Below are 22408 nucleotides of genomic sequence, written 5' to 3' on the forward strand. Positions count from 1 at the left end.
ACAGCCAGTCCACCTTGCCGCTTTGCACCCGGCGACAATTCCACTATAGCGCGGCCTCATGGCCGAACAGATCTACAAGATATGCCCCCGCGAAGCCTGGCAGGAAGCCGAGCGGAAGGGGCGTTTCGAAGGCGCGGCGATCGATCTCGCCGACGGCTACATCCATTTCTCGACAGCCGATCAGGCGCGCGAGACGGCGGCCAAGCACTTCGCCGGCCAGGACGATCTCCTGCTGGTTGCCGTCGAAACTGCCGCGCTGGGCGATGCCTTGCGCTGGGAGGTCTCGCGTGGCGGCGCGCTCTTTCCGCATCTGTACGGGCCGCTGGACATGTCGGCCGTGAGCTGGGTCCGCCCGCTGCCGCTCGGCGCCGATGGCAGCCACCGCTTCCCGGAGATGAAGCCGTGACGGTTTTCGACGCGATCGGCCGCAGGCTGCTCTTCACGCTGGAGCCGGAACGCGCGCATGAACTCTCCATTCAGGGGCTGCGCTCGGGCGTGCCGCTTTGCCGGCGGCCGGCGGCCGACCCGCGGCTGCGGGTCATGGTGGCCGGCATCGGTTTTGAAAACCCGATCGGGATGGCGGCCGGCTTCGACAAGAATGCCGAGGTGCCCGACGCGCTGCTGGGACTGGGTTTCGGATTCGCGGAGGTCGGCACGATCACGCCCCGCCCGCAGCCTGGCAATCCGCGTCCGCGCGTGTTCCGGCTGGAGCGTGACCGGGCCGTCATCAACCGGCTCGGTTTCAACAATGAAGGCCATGCCGCCGCGCTCGCCCGGCTTTCCGCGCGTGCCCGCAAGGGCGGGGTCGTCGGCGTCAATGTCGGCGCCAACAAGGAATCCGAGGACCGCGTCGCCGATTATGTCGCCGGCGTGCGCGCCTTCGCGCCCCATGCCTCCTACCTGACGGTCAACATCTCCTCGCCCAACACGCCGGGCCTGCGTGACCTCCAGGAACGCGAGAGCCTGTCGGTCCTGCTCGAAGCCGTCATCGCCGCGCGCAACGCGAGCGGCTGCAAGGTGCCGCTATTCCTGAAGATCGCGCCCGATCTCTCGCCGGAGCAGATGGAAGACATCGCCGCCGTGGTGATCGAAAAGGGTGTCGAGGGGCTGATCGTCTCCAACACCACGCTCGGGCGCAAGGGGCTGAAGAGTTCGAAGGCGCGGGAGGCGGGCGGCCTTTCCGGACGTCCGCTCTTCAACCGTTCCACCATCGTGCTCGCGCGGATGCGCAAGCTGGTCGGACACAAGCTGCCGATCATCGGCGTGGGTGGCGTCGATTCCGACGAGACCGCGGCCGAAAAGATCCGTGCCGGCGCCGATCTCGTCCAGCTCTATACCGGCCTGATTTTCGGCGGGCCTTCTCTTCCGGGGCAGATCGTGCGCGGCCTGTCGCGCATTCTCGACCGCGAAAAGCTCGAGCGTCTGGCCGATCTGCGCGACAGCCGCGTCGACGAATGGGCGGCCCGGCCGCTCGACTAGGTCGGAAACGTCCTTGCGGCGCGCAATGGCAGGATGGCGAGCAGGCTGATCCCCCGCGCCAGCAGGAACACGTGGAGCGCCGCCCACAGGCCGTGATTGCCGAAGGCCGGCCCCAGCGTGAATATCGCCGCCAGATAGAGCGCGAAGGACAGGAGCATCATGTTGCGCATGTCGCGCGACCAGGTGGCGCCGATGAAGATCCCGTCCATCTGGAAGGCCAGCACGCCGGCAACGGCCGTCAGCGCGGCCCAGGGCAGATAGCGCATCGCCTCCGCGCGCACGTCCGGCGCCGTCGTCACGAGCGCGACGAGATGGCTCCCGAAGGCGAGAATCAGGATGGCGATCAGGCCCGAGAAGCCGAACCCCCAGATCGCCGTCAGCTTGACCGCGCGGTCGAAGGCCGGCCGGTAGCGCGCGCCCACCGCGCGCCCCGCGATCTGCTCGGCGGCAGTCGCGAAGCCGTCGAGAAGATAGCCCGCCAGCAGGAAGAAGTTCATCAGCACCGCGTTGGCCGCCAGCGTCAGCGTGCCCATCTGCGCGCCCTGGCGGGCCAGCAGCGCGAAGGCGGCGAGCAGCACGAAGGACCGGATCATGATGTCCCGGTTGAGCACGAACATGGCCCTGTGCGCGGCCATGTCGGTAACCGCGCCACGCCGCATGGGAGGCATCCTGCGGAAGCGGCGGATGACGAAGGTAAGGCCGATCACCATCGCCAGCGCCTCGCCGCCCACCGTGCCCCATGCAACGCCTTCGAGCCCCCAGCCGAGCCAGAGGCCGAGAAAGATCGAAAGGCCGATATTGCAGAGGTTGAGGATGAGCTGCAGTAAGAGGCCGAGGCCGCCTTCCCCGCGCCCCAGCACGTAGCCGAGGATCGCATAATTCACCAGCGCGAAGGGCGCGGAAATGAGGCGGATATAGACATAGGCGGACAGGGCCTCCGACACGCGCGGTTCGGCGGCGATGAACCAGACACCGCCCGCCACGACCAGCGGCCCCGCCACCAGCAGCGCGAGACCGGACACGATCGCGATCAGAAAGGCCCGCCAGAAGATCGCCTGTTCCTCGCGCGTGTCCTCGCGGCCGAAGGCCTGCGAGACCAGTCCCGTCGTGCCCGAGCGCAGGAAGCTGAAGGAGGCGAAGACGACGTCGAAGACGATCGCGCCGGCCGCCAGTCCGCCGAGCAGCGCCGCATCGCCCAACTGCCCGACCACGGCCGTGTCGACGATGCCGAGCAGCGGCGTGGTCAGATAGGCAAGCGTCATCGGCAGGGCGATGGCGAAGACCAGCCCGTGTGTGACCTGAAAGGGATGGACCTTGCCCTGACTGGCGGTCTGCGTGCTCACGTGAGGAATCTCGGTAACGATGCGGGCCGCCTTCCATCGCAGGCCCGGTCCTCCGACGCAACGTGCCAGCCCTGACCTGGAATTGACCGCGACCGCCTTTGCCTTTCGGGCCTGCCCGCCGCATATCTGTCGCCATGCACCTGCCGATCGTCCACCACCCCGATTACGACGCCCGTTTCGCCAGCGACCATCGTTTCCCGATGGGCAAGTATGGCCGGCTGATCGAGGTCCTTGCGCAAGACGGGCTGGTGGGCCGCACCAATGTGCATCGCCCCGCACCCGCCGACGCCGAGCTTCTCGCGCTGGCGCATACGCCGGCCTATGTGGAGCAGGTCATCGCCTGCGAGGTGCCGCTTGCGGTCGAGCGCGAGATCGGCTTTCCGGTCGACGAGCGCGTCTCGCGCCGTGCCCGGCTGGCGACCGCCGGCACGCTGCTGGCTGCCGAACTGGCCCTCGAATACGGGATCGCCTGCAACGGCGCCGGTGGCAGCCATCACGCACGCCGCACCGGCGGCGCCGGTTTCTGCACCTTCAACGATGTTGCCGTGGCCGCGCTCGCGCTCCTGGAGCGCAGACAGGTCGGCCGCATCCTCGTCGTCGATCTCGACGTGCATCAGGGCGATGGCACCGCGGATATCCTGATGGGCGAGGACCGCGTCACGACCTTCTCCATGCATGCCGAGAAGAACTACCCCGTGCGCAAGATTCCTTCCGGACTCGACGTGGGGCTGGAGGACGCGCTGGGCGACGAGCCCTACCTGACGCGGCTTGCCGATGTCCTCGACGCCCTGGCGCGGGAAGCCCGCCCGGATCTCGTTTTCTACAATGCCGGGGTCGATCCGCATGCCGACGACAGACTCGGCCGCCTGGCGCTGACGGACGAGGGGCTGCGGCGGCGCGACAGGATGGTGATCGGCCATTTTCGCGAACGCGCGATCCCGGTCTGCGGTGTGATCGGCGGCGGCTATTCGCGCGACGTCGACGCGCTGGCGCGCCGCCATGCGATCCTCTTTTCGCAGGCCCGGGCCTATTTGCGGTAGCTGGCGATCCGCAGGATGAGGAAAAGCGGGATCACGACCGCCGCGCCGAGCAGGAAATAGGCCCAGAAGCGGTGCAGCGATTCAAAGCCGAGGTTCCACAGACCGGCGAAGAAATCGCTGGCGGCGGCCAGCAGGCCCCAGGGCGTCAGCCCGAGCGAAGCCATGACGACGCCGACGATGAAGGAGATGACGATCAGCTTGATCGCCACGCGCAGCGGCGTATCGCCGAGAAAGCGGTTGAGTGCCGACATGCGTTTGCGTCTCCTGAAGCTCTGTCAGCCGCAGATACGTTCTCCGACGCTCCGCTTCAAGCTGCGGCCTGCGCGAGAAAGGCTTCGACTTCCCGCCTGCGCGGCATGGGTGCCACCGCGCCATGGCCCTGCGTGGCCAGCGCCGCCGCGGCATTGGCGAAGCGTGCCGCGGCGAAAGGATCGCCGATCCTCAGATACTCGGCCAGGAAATTGCCGTCGAACGTGTCGCCGGCCCCGGTCGCGTCGACGGCCTGCACCGGCAGTCCCGCCACCAGGCGCCGTTCGTCGGGCGTCGCGACCAGACAGCCCTTGCTGCCCAGCGTCAGCGCCACCACCCTGGCGCCGAGCCTCAGACAATGATCGGCGATGCGGTCGGGATCGGACAATCCGAGAAGCTGCTCGGCATCCTCCAGTCCCGGCAGCGCGATGTCGGTCATGGCCACCGCCGCCTCGATCATCGCGCGCGCCCGGGCCAGCGGCCAGAGCCTGAGCCTGAGATTGGTATCGAAGGAGACGAGCACGCCGGCCTCCCGTGCCATCGCCATCGCCTCGAAGACGGCGTCGCAGGCCGTTGCGCTGATCGCCAGGCTGATGCCCGAGGCATGCAGGATGCGCGCGCTGCAGATATAGTCGCGCGGCACGTCCGCAGGCGCGATCCGGCTCGCCGCCGAGCCCGCACGCAGATAGGAGAAGCTGTGGCCGGCCTCGCCGTGATGGACGAAATAGACGCCCGTATGCGCCTCTGCGCTGCGGATCACCTGCGCCGCATCGACGCCGTTCTCGGTCCAGAGCTGCATCAGGCTGTCGCCGAACTCGTCCCGGCCCACCCCGGTGAACATGCCAGCCGACGCGCCGGCCCTTGCGGCTGCAATCGCGCAATTCGAGGTGTCGCCGCCATGGCCGCGCAGATACTGGCCCTCGCGGCCGGTCTGGTTGAACTCGATCATGGGCTCGCCCATGCAGACGATCTCAGCTTGCGCCATCGGACCAGGGTTCCCTCGGAGACTGTGCTGCCCGGCTGATAGCGGGATCGCCGCTCCAAGTCCACGTCGATGGGCGGGCGATCATTCCGCGGCGGCGGGAACCTTGCGGTAGCGCGACAGCATGGTGCGCAGCGCGGCCGGCTTGATCGGCTTGTTGATCACCGGCACGTCGAGCTGGCGGGCCGCAGCGCGCAGTTCGGTCGTGCGGTCGGCGGTGACGAGCGCGGCCGGCAGGTCCTGCCCGAAGGTCGCCCGCAACTTGCCAATGACCTCGATCCCGTTCTCGTCGTCGAGATGGTAGTCGACAAGGGCGAGGTCGGGCCGGAAGCCGGTCTCGACCAGCGCATCCAGTGTTCCGCTGCCGGGCGCGATGCGCACGTCGCAGCCCCAGCCTTCCAGCAGGGACTGCATGCCTTCTAGGATGCGCGGATCGTTGTCGATGCACAGCACCGCGACGCCCTCCGGCCGCACCGCCACCGGCAGGTCGCGGGGGTACTCGCCGGGCAGCGGCGTCTCGCGCGCATCGCTCAGCGGCAGGAGAACCGAGAAGCAGGAGCCGTGTGCCTTGACCGATCGGATGCGCAGTTCGAGCCGCAGGACGCGGGCGATACGGTCCACGATCGACAGGCCCAGCCCCAGCCCCTGCGCCTCGCGCATGCCCTCCTTGAGCCGCAGGAACTCGCGGAACACCGAATTGAGCTTGTCGGGCTCGATGCCGATACCGGTATCGTGAACCTGGATCTCGACCAGATCGCCGCGGCGACGGGCGCCGATCAGGATGCGTCCGGTGCGGGTGTATTTCACCGCATTGGACACGAGGTTCTGCACCAGCCGGCGGAACAGATTGCGGTCGGTTTTCACCACCAGCGATGAGGGGATGACGCGCAGTTCCAGTTTCTTGGCCACCGCCTGGGGCTTGAAGTCGTTCTCCACCTGCCGCAGCAGCCCGTCGAGCCGGAAAACCGTCTCCGTCGGCGTCAGCGCGCCGGTGTCCAGTCGCGAGATGTCGAGGACGGCGCCCAGGATGGTCTCGACCGATTCCAGGGAGGATTCGATATTGCCGGCGGCGGTCTTCGTGTCCCCGTCGCCCGCGCGTTCCTGCAGCGAGGAACAATAGAGGCGCGCCGCGTTGAGCGGTTGCAGGATGTCGTGCCCGGCTGCCGCCAGGAATCGTGTCTTGCCGAGATTGGCTTCTTCGGCCAGCATCTGGGCCTGTGCGAGTTCTTCGTTGACGCGCAGGAGTTCGGCCGTGCGGCTCACGACGCGCTGCTCCAGCGTCTCGTTGGCCCGCTTCAGCGCCAGATCCGCTTCCACCCGTGCCGTGATGTCGGTGTAGGTCGCCACGATCCCGCCGCCCGGCATCGGGTTCGCGCGCACCTCGATGATCCGCCCGGTGCTCTTCAGCTCCAGGCTCCACACCTCGCCGAACCATGTCATGCGGTTGAGCATCTCGGCTTCCGCCCCCTGCGGCAGGTCGCCCCGCTCGGCCAGGAAGGTGAAGACATGATGCAGCGAGATGCCGACCTGGCCCATCTCGTCGGGCAGGTCGAAGAGGGTGCGGAACTGACGGTTCCAGCAGGTCAGCCGGAAGTCGCGGTCAAAGACCGTGACGCCTTCCTCCATCTGGTCGAGCGCCGTCTGGAGGAGGTCCCGGTTCTGCTGCAACGCTTCCGAGGCGTCGTCGAGAAGCCGGTAGGCTTCGCGCGACGAGGTGTCGTGGCGCTGGAAGAGCAGCGACAGGATCAGCCGCGCCGACGAGGTGCCGACCGCGCTGGCCAGCAGCTGTTCGGAAAACCGGATCACCGAGGCGTTGGCCTGTTCATTGCCGATCAGCGCGCGCCCCTCGCGGCGCGCGTAGCTCTCGAACGAGCGTTCCGTGCGCTGGACACCGAGATAGCGCGAGATCGTGTCCTTGATCTCGTTGACGGTGACCGCCGTGCGGAAGCGCCGGAGATTGGGCATCGGGTTGGCTTCGCGCGGCACGAACAGCGCCGCCTGGATGCGTTCCAGCGGAACGGAGGAACGTGACAGCGAGCCGAAGACGAAAAGAAGCGTGTTGACGCCGAGGCTCCACAGCACGCCGTGATTGAGCGGTTCGGCCTCGGTGCCGAAGAGCGATTGAGGCCTCAGCGCTTCCAGCCCGAAAAGGCCGTTGACCAGGACCGTGTGATCCTCCGGCGCGATGGAGGGGAAGAACAAGGTGTAGAACCAGACCAGGATCCCCGAGGACAGGCCCAGCACCGCGCCGCGGCTGTTGGCCCCCCGCCAGATGAGGCCGCCCAGAAACGCCGGGGCGAATTGCGCGATGGCGGCAAACGAGATGAGGCCGATCGAGGCCAGCCGCGCGTTCCCCGTCGTGCCGCGATAATAGAGAAAGGCCGCCAACAGCACGAGGAAGATGGCCGCCCGGCGCACATTGAGGATCACCTGGCCCCAGTCCTCGCGGTTGCGCGGTTCCGGCTGGCGCAGGCGGCGGCGCACCAGCAGGGGCATGACGAGATCGTTGGAGATCATGATCGACAGCGCCACGCTGGCCACGATCACCATGGCGGTCGCCGCGGACAGGCCGCCGATGAAGGCGAACATGGCCAGGAAGTCGTGGCCGTGGAGCAGGGGCAGGGACAGCACGTAGAGATCGGCATGGGTCTCGTCGCCGACCAGCAGAATGCCCGCATAGGCGACCGGTATGACGAACAGGTTGATGGCCACCAGATAGAGCGGGAAGAGCCAGGTCGCGGTCCGCAGTTCGTGCTCGGAGCGGTTTTCCACGATGGTCACGTGGAACTGGCGCGGCAGCATGATGATGGCGATGCCGCTCAGCATCGTCAGCACGATCCACGTGCCGAGGCTGGTCGGATGGCTGAAGGCGGCCATGACCTGCTCGTTGGCCGCCGCCGCCGAGATCAGGTCGCGCGGCCCGCCGAAATAGATGTAGGTGACGGCGAAGCCCACCGCGAGGAAGGCCAGCAGCTTCACGATCGATTCCACCGCGACCGCCAGAATCAGGCCGTCCTGGTGTTCGGTGGCGTCGGCGTGGCGCGTCCCGAACAGGATCGCGAAAAGCGCCAGCAGAAGCGCGACGAGCAGCGAGATGTCGCTGACGAAGAAGTCGATCGACGGGGCATAACCGTTGTAGTTCTCGACCATCAGGCTGACGGTGCCCGAGATCGCCTTCAGCTGCAGCGCGATGTAGGGGATGTAGCCGATGGTCGCGATCAGGGTGGCGATCGCGGCCACGGCGAAACTCTTGCCGTAGCGCGCGGCCAGGAAGTCGGCGCTCGAGGTGATGTTCTCCGATTTGGCCAGCCGCATGATCCTGCTGAGCAGCGGATAGCCGAACAGGAAGACCACGATCGGGCCGATATAGATGGCCAGGAACTCGAAGCCGCGCTCGGCCGCGAAGCCCACCGAACCGAAGAAGGTCCACGACGTGCAGTAGATCGCCAGGCTGAGGGCGTAGATATAGGGGCGCGAGCGGCTCGAACCGTGCTTCTCGGTGCGCCTGTCGCCGATGCGTGCGACCGCGAACAGCAGCGTCACATAGGCGATCGCGACAATGACGATGACCCAGCCCTGCACGGCCCGATTCCCTCCTCCGCTTCGGATCGTTTCCGATCCTCCTCGCACAGAGGCAATCACAGGCCCGCCGAACTGTCCATTTGTTCTTTCGTCGGCGAGATTTTCGGCTTCTGAAACCCGCAATTCTGCTATTCTGCGTCCAACAAGCCGGCGGCGGGGTGCGGCCGGCAAGGCTCGGGGAGAGGGCATCGTGATAAAGGAATTTCAGGAGTTCATTGCCAAGGGCAATGTGATCGATCTGGCGGTCGGCATCATCATCGGCGGCGCCTTCGCGCTCATCGTCTCCTCGCTGGTCGAGGACATGATCATGCCCATCGTGGGCGCGATCTTCGGCGGGTTCGATTTCTCGAACTACTTCATCGCCCTTTCGCCGGAGGTCACCGCGACCTCCCTGGAAGCCGCGCGCGAACAGGGCGCCGTCTTCGCCTATGGCAATTTCATCACCGTCCTGATCAATTTCCTGATCCTGGCCTGGATCATCTTCCTGATGGTCAAGGCGGTGAACAATCTGCGCCGCCGGCTGGCTGCGGAGGAAAAGGTCGCCGACGTGCCGGCCGCGCCGCCGGCCGACGTGCTGCTCCTGACCGAAATACGCGACCTGCTTGCCAGGAAATAGTCGGCAGGGCTAAGGACGGGGTCGCGCCGGAATTTCCCGGCCGACCCTTTGTCTGGACTTTGCATGAACCTCATTCAATCGTTGCGACCCGAGGCGCGCCAGGCGCCCGAAAGCGGCATCGTCGCCGTTGCCAATCATGGCCGCGGCAAGCCGGGTCTCATTCCGCTCTGGGCGGGCGAGAGCGACCTGACGACGCCCGATTTCATTTCGCAGAAGACCATTGCCGCGCTGCAGGCCGGCGAGACATTCTACACTTGGCAGCGCGGCATCCCCGAATTGCGCCAGGCTCTGGCCGACTACCACGCCCGGCATTTCGGCGGGTCGTTCCGGCCGGACGAATTCATCGTCACCGGGTCGGGCATGCAGTCGATCCAGATGGCGCTCGACGCCGTCGCCGGGCATGGCGACGAGGTGATCTATCTCAGCCCCGCCTGGCCGAATTTTCCGGCCGCCGTCGGCATCGCGGGCGCCACCGGTGTGGCGGTGCCGCTGGAACGCACGACGCAGGGGGGCTGGGTCTGCGATCCCGGCGCGATCGAGGCGGCCATCACGCCCCGAACGCGTGCGCTGTTCGTCAATACGCCGTCAAACCCGACCGGCTGGACCGCCGACCGCGAAACGCTGGCCGCGATTCTCGCAATCGCGCGGCGACACGACCTGTGGATCGTGGCCGACGAGATCTACGCCCTGTTCTGCTACGGCGCGAACCGCGCGCCGTCCTTCCTCGACGTCGCCGATCCCGAGGATCGGATCATCTACGTCAACACATTCTCCAAGAACTGGGCGATGACCGGCTGGCGCATGGGTTGGCTGAAGATCCACCCGTCGCTGCAGCAGGTCTTCGAAAACCTCGTCCAGTACTCCACCTCGGGCGTGCCGCAATTCCTGCAGCGCGGCGGGGTGGCTGCTCTTGAGGAAGGAGATGATTTCCTCGCCGGCCAGGTGGAGCAGGCGGGACGCTGTCGCGACGCGCTGGTCGACCGGCTGGTGGCCACGGGACGCGTCAGGGCCGTGCCGCCGCAAGGCGCCTTCTACCTCTTCTTCGAGATCGAGGGCGTGACGGACACGAGGGCGGCCGCGATTTCGATCGTCGACGAGGCGAATGTCGGACTTGCGCCGGGCACCGCGTTCGGTCCGGGGGGCGAAGGCTTCTTCCGTGCCTGTTTCCATCGTCGCCTCGACCTGATCGAGGAGGCGGCCGACCGGCTCGCCGGATGGATATCCGCCCGCTAGCCTGCGATGCGCGGCATTTGAGACATCTTGTCAACGGCCCCTGAACCATGGCCGTTGAAAGCCCCGGCGGCGCGGCCCGCCGCGCAGAAATTCTTAGGCTTTCAAGCCCAGCATCCTTCACGGGAGCGACCCGGACCGGCCCACGAGAGGCCAGGCGGATCGCAGGTGTGAACGGAGACTGGCATGGCGATTCTGGTAACCGGCGGCGCCGGCTATATCGGCAGCCACATGGTGTGGGACCTGCTCGATGCGGGTGAAGAGGTCGTGGTGCTCGACCGGCTATCCACCGGCCATGCCTGGGCGGTGGCGCCCGGCGCGAGGCTGGTCGTTGGCGATATCGGCGACACGCGGCTGGTCGGCAGGCTGATCCGGGACGCGGGCATCGAGTCGATCTTCCATTTCGCCGGCTCCGTCGTCGTGCCGGATTCGATCGCCGACCCGCTCGGCTATTATCTAAACAACACCAGCAACACGCGCACGCTGGTGGAGGAGGCCGTGGCCGGCGGCGTACGCCGCTTCATCTTCTCCTCGACGGCTGCCGTCTACGGCGCGCCGCCGGCGGAAGCGCCGGTCAGCGAGGCGGTCGTGCCCGCGCCGGTCACGCCCTATGGCAAGTCGAAACTGATGAGCGAATGGATGCTGGCGGACACGGCCGCCGCGCACGATTTGTCCTACGCGATCCTGCGTTATTTCAACGTGGCAGGATGCGATCCTCAAGGGCGCACCGGGCAGTCGACGCCGGGCGCGACCCATCTGCTCAAGGTCGCCTGCGAGGCGGCCATCGGCAAGCGCCCCTATGTCCAGGTCTTCGGCACCGACTACGCGACGCCGGACGGTTCCGGCATCCGCGACTTCATCCATGTGAGCGATCTGGTGGCCGCCCACCGGCTGGCGTTGATGGCGCTGCGCGAGCAGGGCGGCGGCATGACGATCAATTGCGGCTACGGCCACGGCTATTCCGTGCTCGAGGTCCTCGACAGCGTCCAGCGCGTGTCGGGGCGCAAGCTGGATATCCGCATGGCGCCGCGTCGCGACGGCGATCTCGCCTCGGTCATCGCCGACACGAGCCTGATCCGCCGCAAGCTCGCATTCTCTCCCTCGCTGGACGATCTCGACACGATCGTGGCCACGTCGCTCGAATGGGAGGCGCATCTCAAACGCATGGACAACGCGGCGCCCGAGCCGCTGCGCGCCATCGCCTGAAGCCGCGTCAGCGGGGGATTTTCGGTGCGGCGCCGAGGCCGGCCACCGGCTGTCCGGGCTCGCTCATCGCCGCCGGAGACAGCAGATCGGCAAAGGTCGACAGGGCCCCGACCAGTTCCAGCCTGCGCGCCTCGTCCAGTCCTGAGAAGCGGTCGGCAAAACTCTGGCCGAGGGGCAGCGGCGCTCTTACGACCATTTGGGCGCCCATCTCGGTCAGCCGGGTATGTACGACCCGCCTGTCCTGCCCCGAACGGTAGCGCTGGATGATGCCGCGCTCTTCCAGATTGTCGAGCACGGTCACCACGGTCGGAAGCGAGATGTCTGCATAGGCCGACAGGGCGGTGCTGGTCACCTCGCCGAGTTCGGCGATACCGCGCAGGATGATGAGCTGGGCTGCCGTCAGCCCGGTGGATTTGACCAGTGCCTTGGAATGGAGGTCGTGCGCGCGCACGATGCGGCGCAGCGCTTTCTCAAGCGCCTTCAGCTCACTTTTTCGGAACCTTCCCATGATTGTCGCGTTCGCTCGGTCTGGCATGAATGCAATGTCATTGATTTGACATCTAATGGTTAGACATATAAGTATCAGGCTTCAATTGCAAACTGACAACGGAGGGTTGATCCGAAACCGTGTGTGGAATCTGCGGAGAAGTTAGGTTCGATGGCGCACAGCCGTCGCCAATAGCCATTTCAAAAATGATGGATGCGATCGCACCTCGGGGGCCGGATGGCGCCGGGCTGGAGATGCATAACAGCGTGGCGCTTGCCCATCGCCGCCTGAGCATCATCGATCTCTCGGTCAAGGCGCGCCAGCCGATGGTCGACCCGGCACTCGGGCTGACGATCGTATTTAATGGCTGCATCTACAACTATCCCGAATTGCGGGCCGAACTCGAGGCGAAGGGCTACAATTTCTTCTCGACCGGCGACACCGAAGTGGTGGTCAAGGCGTATCACGCCTGGGGCCGCGACTGCGTCGACCGCTTCAAGGGCATGTTCGCCTTCGTCATCCACGAGCGCGATTCGGGCCGCGTCGTCATGGCGCGCGACCGCTTCGGCATCAAGCCGCTCTATCTGGCAGAAACACCCAGCTCCATCCGGTTCGCCTCGACGCTGCCCGCATTGCTGCAGGCTGGCGACGTCGACACCACGATCGACCGTCATGCGCTGCACAATTACCTGTCCTTCCATGCCGTCGTGCCGCCGCCGCGCACCATCATCAAGGGCGTGCGTAAGCTGCCGCCGGCGACGATCCGCGTGATCGAGCCGAATGGCGAGCGCAAGGACCATGTCTACTGGAATCCGCCCTACCGCCGCGATCCCGAATATTCGGGCCTGTCGACGAATGAATGGCGCGACCTCGTGCTCGATTCGCTGCGCACCGCCGTTAAACGGCGCATGGTCGCCGACGTGCCGGTCGGCGTGCTTTTGTCGGGCGGCGTCGATTCCTCGATCATCGTCGGCCTGCTCGCCGAACAGGGCCAGCACGGGCTGATGACCTTCTCCGTCGGTTTCGAGGAGGCCAATGGCGAGAAGGGCGACGAGTTCCAGTATTCCGACCTCATCGCCGAGCGTTTCGGAACCAACCACCACAAGATCTTCGTGCCGTCCGAAAAGCTGATGGAATCGTTGCCCGGTACCTTCGCGGCCATGTCGGAGCCGATGGTTTCCTACGACAATGTCGGCTTCTACCTCCTGTCGCAGGAGGTCTCCAAGCACATCAAGGTCGTCCAGTCCGGCCAGGGTGCCGACGAGGTGTTCGGCGGCTATCACTGGTACCCGCCGCTCGCCGATTCCAACAATGTCGTCGACGATTATGCGCGCGTCTTCTTCGACCGCTCGCACGCCAAGATGGCCGAGCATGTGAACCGCGAATGGCTGGTCGACGAGGATTTCAGTCGCGAACTGGTGGCCGAGCGGCTGATGCGGGCAGGCGCCGACACGCCGGTCGGCGCCGCGCTGAGGCTCGACAGCCAGGTCATGCTGGTCGACGACCCGGTCAAGCGCGTCGACAACATGACCATGGCCTGGGGGCTCGAGGCGCGCGTGCCTTTCCTGGACCACGACCTGGTTGAACTCGCCGCGAAGATCCCGCCGGAGATGCAGCTCGCCCAGAACGGCAAGAACATCCTGAAGGAGGCCGCCCGCCTGGTGGTCCCGCACGAGGTGATCGACCGCAAGAAGGGGTACTTCCCCGTGCCGCAGCTCAAATATGTCGACGGGCCCTATCTGGACATGGTGCGCGACGCCTTGTCCTCGCAGGCCGCGCGCGAGCGCAACATCTTCCGTCAGGACTATCTGGACACGCTTTTTGCGAACCCGTCGGACCACATCACCCCCTTGCAGGGATCGGAGCTGTGGCAGGTCGGTCTTCTGGAAATGTGGCTGCAGACACACGGGATCTGAGGGCATGGCTAAACGTTCCGCGGGCGACGACAAGAACGTTCGTGGCCGCACCGACAAGGCGCTGGGGCACAGGCTCCGGCGCCTGCGCAACGAATCGATGAAGCCGCGCATCGACATGCACGAGACCGGCGTGGAGCCGCAATCCACCGATGTCGCCGTCGATTGCGGCTGGGGACGATTGCTGTTTTCCCAGACCTACGAGACCAACCAGAAGCTGGTCGAGGCGCTGCGCCAGGAAGGCCCGGAACGCCGCGACATCGCCTTCTACGTGCGCGACCCGCATGTACTGCTGGCGCTCGCCCAGCAGGAGCTCTTTCTCGACCCCTCCCATACGTTCCGGCTCGAGCTGTCCACCTATCGGGCCGGGCGGCGCCAGCCTAAGGGCTATTTCATCCGCAGGCTGTCTTCGGAAGCCGATGCCCAGGGCGTCAACACCATCTACGCTTCGCGCGGCATGGTCACGGTGCGTCCCGACATCTTCTGGTCGAACAGGGACAACCGCGCGATCACCTATTTCGTGGCCGAAGACATCGCCAGCGGCGAGATCATCGGCACTGTCACCGGCATCGACCACAGCCGCGCCTTCCAGGATCCCGAGCACGGCTCCTCGCTGTGGTGCCTGGCGGTCGACCCGCAGGCCCGCCATCCCGGCATCGGCGAAATGCTCGTGCGCCGGCTAGCCGAGCATTTCCAGGCCCGCGGCGCCGCCTTCATGGACCTGTCGGTCATGCATGACAACGGACAGGCGATCGCGCTCTACGAGAAGCTCGGCTTCCGCCGCGTCCCGGTCTTCGCGGTCAAGCGCAAGAACCCGATCAACGAGAAGCTCTTCGCCAGCCCCATCGAAGGTTATGACGGCCTCAATCCCTATGCCCGCCTGATCGTCGACGAGGCGCGCCGGCGCGGCGTCCATGTCGAGGTGACGGATGCCGAGGGCGGCTTCTTCCGCCTCTCTTATGGCGGCCGCTCCGTCCATTGCCGCGAGAGCCTGTCTGAACTGACGTCGGCCGTCGCCATGTCGATCTGCGACGACAAGGCGGTCACGCGCCGCGCCATGGAACGCGCCGGCCTGTCCGTTCCCGAACAAATGGAAGCGGTCGATGACCGGTCGGCCCTGGAGGCATTCCTGAATAAGCACGGCAAGGTGGTCGTCAAGCCGGCCCGCGGCGAACAGGGCAGGGGCGTGGCCGTTGGGCTCGACACCGTCGAATCCACCGAGAAAGCCATCGAGGTGGCCCGCGAAATATGCGACCGCGTGCTGGTCGAGTCCTGTTTCGAGGGCGAGGATTTGCGCCTCATCGTGATCGATCACCGCCTCGTCGCGGCGGCCGTCCGGCGGCCGCCCCATGTGGTGGGCGACGGTCAGAAGACGATCCGCGACCTGATCGAGGCACAGTCGCGCAGGCGGGCCGCGGCCACCGGCGGCGAGAGCCACATTCCCATCGACGGCGAGACCGAACGCTGCGTCGCTGGCGCCGGCTTCGGCCTCGACGACGTGCTGGAATCCGGGCGCGAACTGATGGTGCGCAAGGCCGCGAACCTGCACACGGGCGGCTCGATCCATGACGTCACCGCGGAAGTGCATCCCAGGCTGGTGGAAGCCGCCTGCAAGGCCTCGCGGGCCATCGACATTCCCGTTGTGGGGATAGATTTCATCGTGCGGTCGCCAAGCCTGCCCGATTATGTTTTCATCGAAGCCAATGAACGTCCGGGGCTGGCCAATCACGAGCCGCAGCCCACGGCGGAGCGCTTCGTCGATCTGCTATTCCCGCTTTCGGGTCAGAAATCGGCGGAAAGGGCGCTGTCGAAGCGATGACACGGGGAAAGTCGCGCAAATTGAAGATTGATCAGGACTATCTGCTCGCGCAGCTGAAGGCGCTGCTGGAGATCGGCAGCCCCACGGGCTACACCGACAAGGTGGTGCGCCACTGCACCGAGGAACTCGAACGTCTGGGCATGACCGCCGAATTGACGCGGCGTGGCGCCATCCGTGCCATCCGCCAGGGCAGCCGGCGCCGTGGTGCGCGCGCGGTCATCGGGCATCTCGACACGCTGGGCGCGCAGGTCAAGCGCATCAAGGAGAACGGACGGCTCGAGCTCGTTCCCATCGGCCATTGGTCGGCCCGCTTCGCCGAGGGCGCGCGTGTGACGATCTACACCGAATTCGGCGCCTATCGCGGTTCGATCCTGCCGCTCAAGGCCTCGGGCCACACCTTCAACGACGAGATCGATTCCCAGCCCATCGGCTGGCGCCATGTCGAGTTGCGCATCGACGCGGCCACGCTGTCGCGCGAGGAGACCTACGCGCTCGGCATCGATGTGGGTGATTTCGTCGCCGTCGACGCGCAGCCCGAATTCCTCGAAAACGGCTTCATCGTCTCGCGCCATCTCGACGACAAGGCGGGCGTGGCGATCATGCTGGCGGCACTGAAGGCGCTCGAAGACAGCGGCGCGCGCATGCCGGTCGACGTCCACTGGCTCTTCACCATCGCCGAGGAAGTGGGGGTGGGAGCCGCCTCCGTGCTGATGCCGGAGGTCGCCTCCATGGTGACGATCGACAACGGCACCACCGCGCCCGGCCAGAATTCGGCCGAGTTCGGCGCCACCATCGCCATGGCCGATCAGGCCGGTCCGTTCGACTACCATCTCACCCGCAAGCTGGTGGAACTCTGCCGCGAGAACGATATCCCCTACCAGAAGGACATCTTCCGCTACTACCGCTCCGATTCGGCGTCGGCCATCGAGGCCGGTCACGATGTGCGTACCGCCCTCGTCGCCTTCGGCATCGACGCCTCGCATGGCTACGAGCGCATCCACGTCCATGCGCTGACATCGATCGCCGAGCTGATCACCGAATATGTGGTCAGCCCGCTGGAGATCGAGCGCGACGTGCGCGACATGACGCCGGGCATCAAGGGTTTCCCCGAACAGCCGACCGAGCAGGCCGACCAGACGGATTTCGACCCGGAAGCGCTGATCCAGGAACACGAGCCCCCGCGGCGAGAGAACTGAGCCACGTCGCGGGCGCGGCGCTGGCCGGGCTTCGCGCCCTCAGCGCCGCGGTGCCGAAAGCAGCCAGCCGTCCACCGCGAGCCGTCCCCCGCCATAGACCACGAGCGCCAGCGCCATGGCCCCCCAGGGCAGATGGAAATTCGCCCATGCGGCGGGAATGGTCAGCTGGATGATGATCGTCATGAAGAGAAGCCCCAGCGCGGACAGCCGCGTGAACAGGCCGATCACCAGCAGGATCGGCAGGATGATCTCTCCGATCGAGGCTCCCCAGGCCATCAGCAGCGGGAACGGATAGGCATAGGCCTGCCCGAAAATATGCAGCTTGAACTCGTTGGCGAAGAGGAACTGCGTTCCCGGCGAGACGCTGAGGAAGCCGTCCCATTTGGTCAGCCCGGACCGGAAGAAGGGGATCGCCAGCGCGATCCTGAGGGCCAGGAGCGCAAGCGAGGCGGGGATTGCCGCGAGCAGCCCGTCGGTTCTGTGGATGAGATGTACGGTTTCCCGGGTGATGGCGTTCATGTCGGGTTCTCCTCCGAATGCGCGGGCAAGCGCTGGAATGCGCCGAGCGCCAGCAACCCGGTCAGCGCGCGGGCCAGGTCGAAGGCGCCGTCGCATTGGAGCGCATGCGTGCCGGCCTCGCCGATGCTGGCCCCGTCGAGGAGGCGCTGAACGAAAGGCGTGTCGACCGTGGGCAGCACCGTTGCGTGCAACTCGGCATGCGGTCGGGTCAGGAGCACGCTTTCGGGATGCCCGATGGACATGCGCGTGACATTGTCTTCTTGATGCGCGGACCAGATGGAGCCGATCGCGAATGCCGATTCGACCAGCCGCGTGGCCGGATGCGGCACCAGCCGTCGCTCGAGCAGTGCGTCCGGTGCAAGATTGCCCAGATCCCGGGCGCCGAGGGGCGGGGCTTCTGCCGCGTGATAGGCCTGCAGCCAGGCATATTCGAGCCGCGTGAGATCGGGCAGATAGGCGAGCCCGGCGGCGGGCGGAAAGCCGGCGACGAAATCCGCAAGGCTTTCTCCATACCGGCTCAGCACGGGACTGTCCGGCTTGTGGTCGGCCACATAGGCGCGCGCCATGGCACGAAAGAACCCCTCGCCCACGACACGCCGGGTGACCGGAAACGTCTTCGCCAACGCCTCGACCAGGCTGACATGCACATTGTTGCGGTAGACGGCGAAGCGCAGCCGGTCGGCCTCCCCGCGCGCGCTGGTCAGGCCGGCGGGGACCGGGCGGGCGGGATCGGCCAGCGCTTCGGCGAAACGGTTCTCGACAGCCTGCGCATCCATCACGCCACCCTCCGCTGGCCGGGGCGCAGATGCGCGAGCGCGGCTTCGACACGATCGGCCTCCGCCTTCAGCGTCGCGAAGTCCGGGACATCATTGTCCCATTCGACCAGCGTCGCGACGGGTCCCGTGCGAGCGATCGTGAACTGGTAGAGATCGAAGACGTCCGGCCGCACGGCGCTGGCATGCGCGTCGATGGCAAGCCGCTCGCCGGCTTCGTCATGGGTCTCGTCATAGCCGGCCAGGTGGATTTCGCCGACCTTCCCGACCGGAAAACGCCTTATGTAGTCATGCGGATCGAGCCGGTGGTTGATCGCCGAGACCATGACATTGTTGACGTCGAGCAGAAGGCCGCAACCGGTGCGATCCGAAATGGCGGCCAGGTAGTCGATCTCGTCGATCGTGCTGTCCTCGAAGAGCAGATAGGTGGACGGGTTTTCGAGAAGCATGCGTATGCCGAGCGCATCCTGCACCTCGGCCACATGCGCGCAGACGCAGTCGAGTGTCCCGGGCGTGTAAGGCAGCGGCAGCAGATCGTTGAAATAGGCACTTTCGTGCGTGGACCAGGCCAGATGTTCCGATAAGGAAGCGGGGCGGTAGCGCTCCACGAGACGCCTGAGGCGGGCGAGATGATCCCTGCTGATCGGCCCGCTTCCGCCGATCGAAAGGCCGACCCCGTGCAGCGAGAGCGGATAGTGCTCGGCGATCGCCGACAGGTAGCGGTGCGGCGGGCCGCCATCGCCCATGTAATTTTCCGCATGAACCTCGAAAAAGCCGATCGCCGGCATGCTGGAAAGGATCTCGCCATAATGCTCCGGCTTCAGGCCGAGGCCGGCGCTGGCGGGCAGGGTGGGGGCGGTCGACATGGGCTCCTCCTTCGAATGCGCGAAAAAGGCCGGGGCATCCGTGAGGACGCCCCGGCAGTCCTGGAGGTCAGGACGGAAGATCGCGATCGAGTTCCTTGAGGCTGCCCATGCGGTCGCCCGGGAGCTCCATCTCTTCGCAGGTGCCCGCCGGGACGAGTGTCCAGGCATTGCCCTGATAGTCGACGGTCGACGTGCCCGAGCAGGTGGTGCCGGGGCCGGCCGCGCAGTCGTTCTGCCCGGCGAGCGACACCCCGTAGCACTTCTCCATGTCCTGGGCGGTGGCCTGGTCCGAGGCAGCTACCCCGAAACCGGCGGCAAGCGAGGTGGCAAGCGCGAGCGAAAGGACTTGACGATTCATGACGGGACTTCCTCCATGTTGACAGAAGCCGGATATCGGCTCCTGGGTTGGAATTCGAAGGAAGCGTGCGTTTGTTACAGCGCGCGCAGTCGTACACGCTCTTGTGATCGCGTCGTGAATGCGAAGCAGTCGCGAGGGAGCCACTCCCTTCTGTAACGATCGACCCTCGCACGACGAATGGGAGATGGGACTTGTTGCCGGAAACCGACGCAAGGCTTGCGGGACTGCTGCGCCAGGCGTTGCGCGGTGACGAGCCGGCCTATGCCCGCTTCCTGCAGGAGGTGGCGGCGATCGTGCGTGCCGTGGCGCGCAGCCGGCTGGGCCAGCTCCCCGGGAGCGATCCGGAGGACATCGTACAGGAGACTTTGTTGGCCATTCACCTGAAGCGACATACATGGCGGGAGGATGCCCCGGTGGGCCCGTGGGTCCACGCCATCGCGCGCTACAAGATGGTCGATGCCTTTCGACGCCAGGGTCGCGTCGTCACGGTCGACATCGAGGATTTCGCCGAGAGCCTCGCTGGCGAAGAAGCGCCCGTGATGCACGCGCGCGACCTCGAGCGGGCGCTTGGCTGCCTGACCGACGGTCAGCGCCAGGTCGTCTCGGCGATCAGTCTCGAAGGCCATTCGGTGGCCGAAGCGGCGAGCCGGCTCGGCATGAAGGAAAATGCGGTTCGCGTCGCGCTGCACAGGGGACTGGCGGCGATCGCGCGTGCAATCGGAAAGACGGGCACATGAAGACCGAAGAACTCATCAGGGCGATTTCCGCCGGCGCGGGCAGGCCGCCCGTGTCGATGCCGCGCGTCTGGCTGGCCGCCCTGACGGGAGCGGTGCTCGCGGCGGGCGCCATCTTCTTCGCCGTCCTGGGACCGAGGCCCGACATCGGGCAGGCGCTCGAAACAACCCGCTTCCTGTTCAAATTCGTCGTCACCGCCGTCCTCTTCGCCTCGGCGGTGCCGGTCCTGCGCGCACTGGCCCGTCCGGGCAAGCGTCCGGCCTGGCCGATCATGCTGGCGGCGCCAGCCCTCGTTCTCGTCGCGATCGTGCTGGAACTGGTCGCCCTGTCGTCGGGACAATGGATATCGTCTCTGGTCGGCACCAACGCCATTTATTGCCTGGCGCTGATCCCGCTGCTCGGCATCTTGCCGCTGGCCGCCATGCTGGCCGCCCTTAACGCCGGCGCTCCGACCCGGCCCGTTCTGGCGGGGGCCGTGGCCGGCATCTGCGCAGGGGGACTGGCCGCCATCTTCTACGCCGCCTACTGCCCCGACGATTCGCCGCTCTTCGTGGCGACCTGGTACAGCCTGGCCATCCTGCTGCTGGCCCTGCTCGGCGCGCTTGGCGGCCGGTTCGTTCTGCGCTGGTAGGCGGCCCCGACCAGCGAGGCGTGAAGGCAACTTCACACAACTTTACATTCGCCGCGAAGCGCTGAAACGCGCGTCACCTAATCTGCTCCCATGACGGTCACTGGACCGCCGGAACACGGAGCAGGACAGATGAACGAATTCGATCAGGACAACGCCAACAAGGCCCCCCGCGGCGCCTCCCCATGGCGGCGTGTGGCCATTGCCGGCGCGATTGCCGTGGTGGCCATGGGCGTCGGTGCGGCCGCGGCGACCAACGGTGCCTCGACCTTCTATGGACCGGCCATGCATGTGGCCATGGGCTCGGGCGGAATGGGATTTGCAGAACGGAGGTTTGACCGGATGATGACCGAGATCGAGGCGAGCGACGAGCAGGCTGACCGGCTGCGCGACATCTTCGAGGCCGCGCGCGACGATCTGATGCCGGCCAAAGCCGACTTCCACGCTTTCCGCGACGAGCTGGCATCCCTCATCTCCCAGCCCCGGATCGACCGCGCCGCCGCCGAACGCATGCGTTCAGAGCGTGTCGAGGCGATCGACGAGGCCTCGCGGCGCATGACGGAAGCCTTCATCGAGGCCGCCGAAGTGCTGACCCCCGAACAGCGGGTTGCGCTTGTCGAGAAATTCGAGGAGCGTCGCTGGCACGGTCGCCGCTAGGCGATGATGTCGGAGGGCAGGGCATGGCAGGCAGGGTGCTGATCATCGACGACGACACCCGCCTGTCCGCCATGCTTGTCGACTATCTTGCCGGCGCCGGTTTCTCGGCGCGCGCGGCGGGCGATGGCGCCTCGGGCCTCGCCGATCTCGCCGCCGTGGGAGCCGATGCCGTCATTCTAGACATCATGCTGCCAGATCTCGACGGCTTCGAGATCTGCCGCAGGATCCGCGCCACGTCCGACGTGCCGGTCCTCATGCTGACGGCCCGGGGCGACGAGACCGACCGCATCGTCGGGCTGGAAATCGGCGCCGACGACTATCTGCCGAAACCCTTCAGCCCGCGCGAGCTTCAGGCCCGCCTCAAGGCCATCCTCAGGCGCGGCCGCCGCCGCGAGGAGCCGGCCGCCGACATCCTGCGTTTCGGCCGGCTGGAGATCGACCGCGGCTCGCGCGCCGTCAGGCTCGACGGCGAAGAGCGCCCGCTCACCAGCCACCAGTTCGATCTCCTGGTCGCGCTGGCCGAAAATGCCGGCCGCGTGCTGAGCCGCGACCGTCTCATGGACCTCGTGCGCGGCGAGGAACTGGCGGCCTTCGACCGCTCGATCGATGTCCACGTCTCGCGCATCCGCTCCGCCATCGAGGCCGACCCGAAAAGCCCCAGGCGGCTGATCACCGTGCGCGGGGCCGGCTATGTATTCGCCCGCAACCAGGATGGGGCATGAACCCGTGC

General features: G+C 66.4%; 22 protein-coding genes. 13 read left to right on the forward strand and 9 right to left on the reverse strand.

The window, feature by feature from the left end; genetic code table 11:
• Positions 1-58 precede the first annotated feature (58 nt).
• Together GRZ55_RS23465 and GRZ55_RS16725 are read left to right on the forward strand one after the other, a co-directional pair.
• Positions 59-406 carry a DUF952 domain-containing protein gene (locus GRZ55_RS23465; RefSeq protein ID WP_169288102.1) on the forward strand — a complete coding sequence of 116 codons (348 nt, stop codon included), beginning with the start codon at positions 59-61 and terminating at the stop codon, positions 404-406.
• On the forward strand, positions 403-1479 hold the full coding sequence (locus tag GRZ55_RS16725) for a quinone-dependent dihydroorotate dehydrogenase (RefSeq protein ID WP_169288103.1): 1077 nt from the start codon (positions 403-405) through the stop codon (positions 1477-1479). The genes GRZ55_RS23465 and GRZ55_RS16725 overlap by 4 nt, the downstream gene beginning before the upstream one ends.
• Here GRZ55_RS16725 and GRZ55_RS16730 read toward each other — a convergent pair.
• Complete coding sequence (locus GRZ55_RS16730) at positions 1476-2741, reverse strand: MATE family efflux transporter (protein ID WP_169288191.1); 1266 nt, start codon at positions 2739-2741, stop codon at positions 1476-1478. The genes GRZ55_RS16725 and GRZ55_RS16730 overlap by 4 nt on opposite strands.
• A gap of 215 nt (positions 2742-2956) precedes the next feature.
• Between GRZ55_RS16730 and GRZ55_RS16735 the strand changes: the two genes are divergently transcribed.
• Positions 2957-3862, forward strand: coding sequence for a histone deacetylase (locus GRZ55_RS16735; protein WP_169288104.1), 906 nt, complete (start codon positions 2957-2959; stop codon positions 3860-3862).
• On the opposite strand, the gene GRZ55_RS16740 is transcribed toward GRZ55_RS16735, so the two are convergent.
• From GRZ55_RS16740 to GRZ55_RS16750, 3 genes are all read right to left on the reverse strand, one after another.
• On the reverse strand, positions 3850-4113 hold the full coding sequence (locus tag GRZ55_RS16740) for a DUF6460 domain-containing protein (RefSeq protein ID WP_169288105.1): 264 nt from the start codon (positions 4111-4113) through the stop codon (positions 3850-3852). The two genes, GRZ55_RS16735 and GRZ55_RS16740, sit on opposite strands and share 13 nt — an antisense overlap.
• Before the next feature lie 56 nt (positions 4114-4169).
• Positions 4170-5096 carry a sugar kinase gene (locus tag GRZ55_RS16745; RefSeq protein ID WP_169288106.1) on the reverse strand — a complete coding sequence of 309 codons (927 nt, stop codon included), beginning with the start codon at positions 5094-5096 and terminating at the stop codon, positions 4170-4172.
• 81 nt (positions 5097-5177) lie between these two features.
• Positions 5178-8675: a PAS domain-containing hybrid sensor histidine kinase/response regulator gene (locus GRZ55_RS16750; protein WP_169288107.1), complete on the reverse strand. Its 3498-nt coding sequence runs from the start codon at positions 8673-8675 to the stop codon at positions 5178-5180.
• Between the two features lie 190 nt (positions 8676-8865).
• Between GRZ55_RS16750 and mscL the strand changes: the two genes are divergently transcribed.
• The 3 genes from mscL to galE all read left to right on the forward strand — a co-directional run bounded on the left by mscL (position 8866) and on the right by galE (position 11727).
• Positions 8866-9291 carry a large conductance mechanosensitive channel protein MscL gene (mscL, locus tag GRZ55_RS16755; RefSeq protein WP_169288108.1) on the forward strand — a complete coding sequence of 142 codons (426 nt, stop codon included), beginning with the start codon at positions 8866-8868 and terminating at the stop codon, positions 9289-9291.
• 63 nt (positions 9292-9354) lie between these two features.
• Positions 9355-10524, forward strand: a complete 1170-nt coding sequence (locus GRZ55_RS16760; protein ID WP_169288109.1) for a pyridoxal phosphate-dependent aminotransferase — start codon at positions 9355-9357, stop codon at positions 10522-10524.
• A gap of 183 nt (positions 10525-10707) precedes the next feature.
• Positions 10708-11727, forward strand: a complete 1020-nt coding sequence (galE, locus tag GRZ55_RS16765; RefSeq protein WP_169288110.1) for a UDP-glucose 4-epimerase GalE — start codon at positions 10708-10710, stop codon at positions 11725-11727.
• Between the two features lie 7 nt (positions 11728-11734).
• Here galE and GRZ55_RS16770 read toward each other — a convergent pair whose 3' ends face one another.
• The gene (locus GRZ55_RS16770) at positions 11735-12262 is read right to left on the reverse strand and encodes a MarR family winged helix-turn-helix transcriptional regulator (protein WP_246734829.1); all 528 of its coding nucleotides are present in this window, start codon (positions 12260-12262) and stop codon (positions 11735-11737) included.
• Between the two features lie 92 nt (positions 12263-12354).
• Between GRZ55_RS16770 and GRZ55_RS16775 the strand changes: the two genes are divergently transcribed.
• The 3 genes from GRZ55_RS16775 to GRZ55_RS16785 all read left to right on the forward strand — a co-directional run bounded on the left by GRZ55_RS16775 (position 12355) and on the right by GRZ55_RS16785 (position 17142).
• Positions 12355-14130, forward strand: a complete 1776-nt coding sequence (locus GRZ55_RS16775) for an N-acetylglutaminylglutamine amidotransferase (RefSeq protein ID WP_169288111.1) — start codon at positions 12355-12357, stop codon at positions 14128-14130.
• A gap of 97 nt (positions 14131-14227) precedes the next feature.
• Positions 14228-15946, forward strand: coding sequence for an N-acetylglutaminylglutamine synthetase (gene ngg, locus GRZ55_RS16780; protein WP_246734836.1), 1719 nt, complete (start codon positions 14228-14230; stop codon positions 15944-15946).
• Positions 15943-17142: an osmoprotectant NAGGN system M42 family peptidase gene (locus GRZ55_RS16785; protein WP_169288113.1), complete on the forward strand. Its 1200-nt coding sequence runs from the start codon at positions 15943-15945 to the stop codon at positions 17140-17142. Before ngg ends, GRZ55_RS16785 begins: the two co-directional genes overlap by 4 nt.
• Positions 17143-17181: 39 nt before the next feature.
• Here the strand turns inward: GRZ55_RS16785 and GRZ55_RS16790 are convergent, their stop codons facing one another.
• From GRZ55_RS16790 to GRZ55_RS16805, 4 genes are all read right to left on the reverse strand, one after another.
• Positions 17182-17661 carry a DoxX family protein gene (locus tag GRZ55_RS16790; RefSeq protein ID WP_169288114.1) on the reverse strand — a complete coding sequence of 160 codons (480 nt, stop codon included), beginning with the start codon at positions 17659-17661 and terminating at the stop codon, positions 17182-17184.
• On the reverse strand, positions 17658-18437 hold the full coding sequence (locus GRZ55_RS16795; RefSeq protein WP_169288115.1) for a DUF2063 domain-containing protein: 780 nt from the start codon (positions 18435-18437) through the stop codon (positions 17658-17660). Before GRZ55_RS16795 ends, GRZ55_RS16790 begins: the two co-directional genes overlap by 4 nt.
• Entirely contained in the window at positions 18437-19300 is an 864-nt protein-coding gene (locus GRZ55_RS16800) for a DUF692 family multinuclear iron-containing protein (RefSeq protein ID WP_169288116.1), read from the reverse strand. Before GRZ55_RS16800 ends, GRZ55_RS16795 begins: the two co-directional genes overlap by 1 nt.
• Before the next feature lie 67 nt (positions 19301-19367).
• A complete protein-coding gene (locus GRZ55_RS16805) occupies positions 19368-19658 on the reverse strand; it encodes a DUF2282 domain-containing protein (RefSeq protein WP_169288117.1) in 291 nt (96 codons plus the stop codon).
• A gap of 191 nt (positions 19659-19849) precedes the next feature.
• Here GRZ55_RS16805 and GRZ55_RS16810 point away from each other — a divergent pair, with 191 nt between their 5' ends.
• The 4 genes from GRZ55_RS16810 to GRZ55_RS16825 all read left to right on the forward strand — a co-directional run bounded on the left by GRZ55_RS16810 (position 19850) and on the right by GRZ55_RS16825 (position 22400).
• Positions 19850-20395, forward strand: coding sequence for a sigma-70 family RNA polymerase sigma factor (locus GRZ55_RS16810; protein ID WP_169288118.1), 546 nt, complete (start codon positions 19850-19852; stop codon positions 20393-20395).
• Positions 20392-21024: an NrsF family protein gene (locus tag GRZ55_RS16815; protein ID WP_169288119.1), complete on the forward strand. Its 633-nt coding sequence runs from the start codon at positions 20392-20394 to the stop codon at positions 21022-21024. The genes GRZ55_RS16810 and GRZ55_RS16815 overlap by 4 nt, the downstream gene beginning before the upstream one ends.
• 129 nt (positions 21025-21153) lie before the next feature.
• A complete protein-coding gene (locus GRZ55_RS16820) occupies positions 21154-21678 on the forward strand; it encodes a Spy/CpxP family protein refolding chaperone (RefSeq protein ID WP_169288120.1) in 525 nt (174 codons plus the stop codon).
• A 23-nt stretch (positions 21679-21701) separates the two neighbouring features.
• Entirely contained in the window at positions 21702-22400 is a 699-nt protein-coding gene (locus GRZ55_RS16825; protein WP_169288121.1) for a response regulator, read from the forward strand.
• Positions 22401-22408 lie beyond the last annotated feature (8 nt).

It is taken from the genome of Chelativorans sp. ZYF759 (assembly GCF_012911015.1).
Classification (GTDB): domain Bacteria; phylum Pseudomonadota; class Alphaproteobacteria; order Rhizobiales; family Rhizobiaceae; genus ZYF759.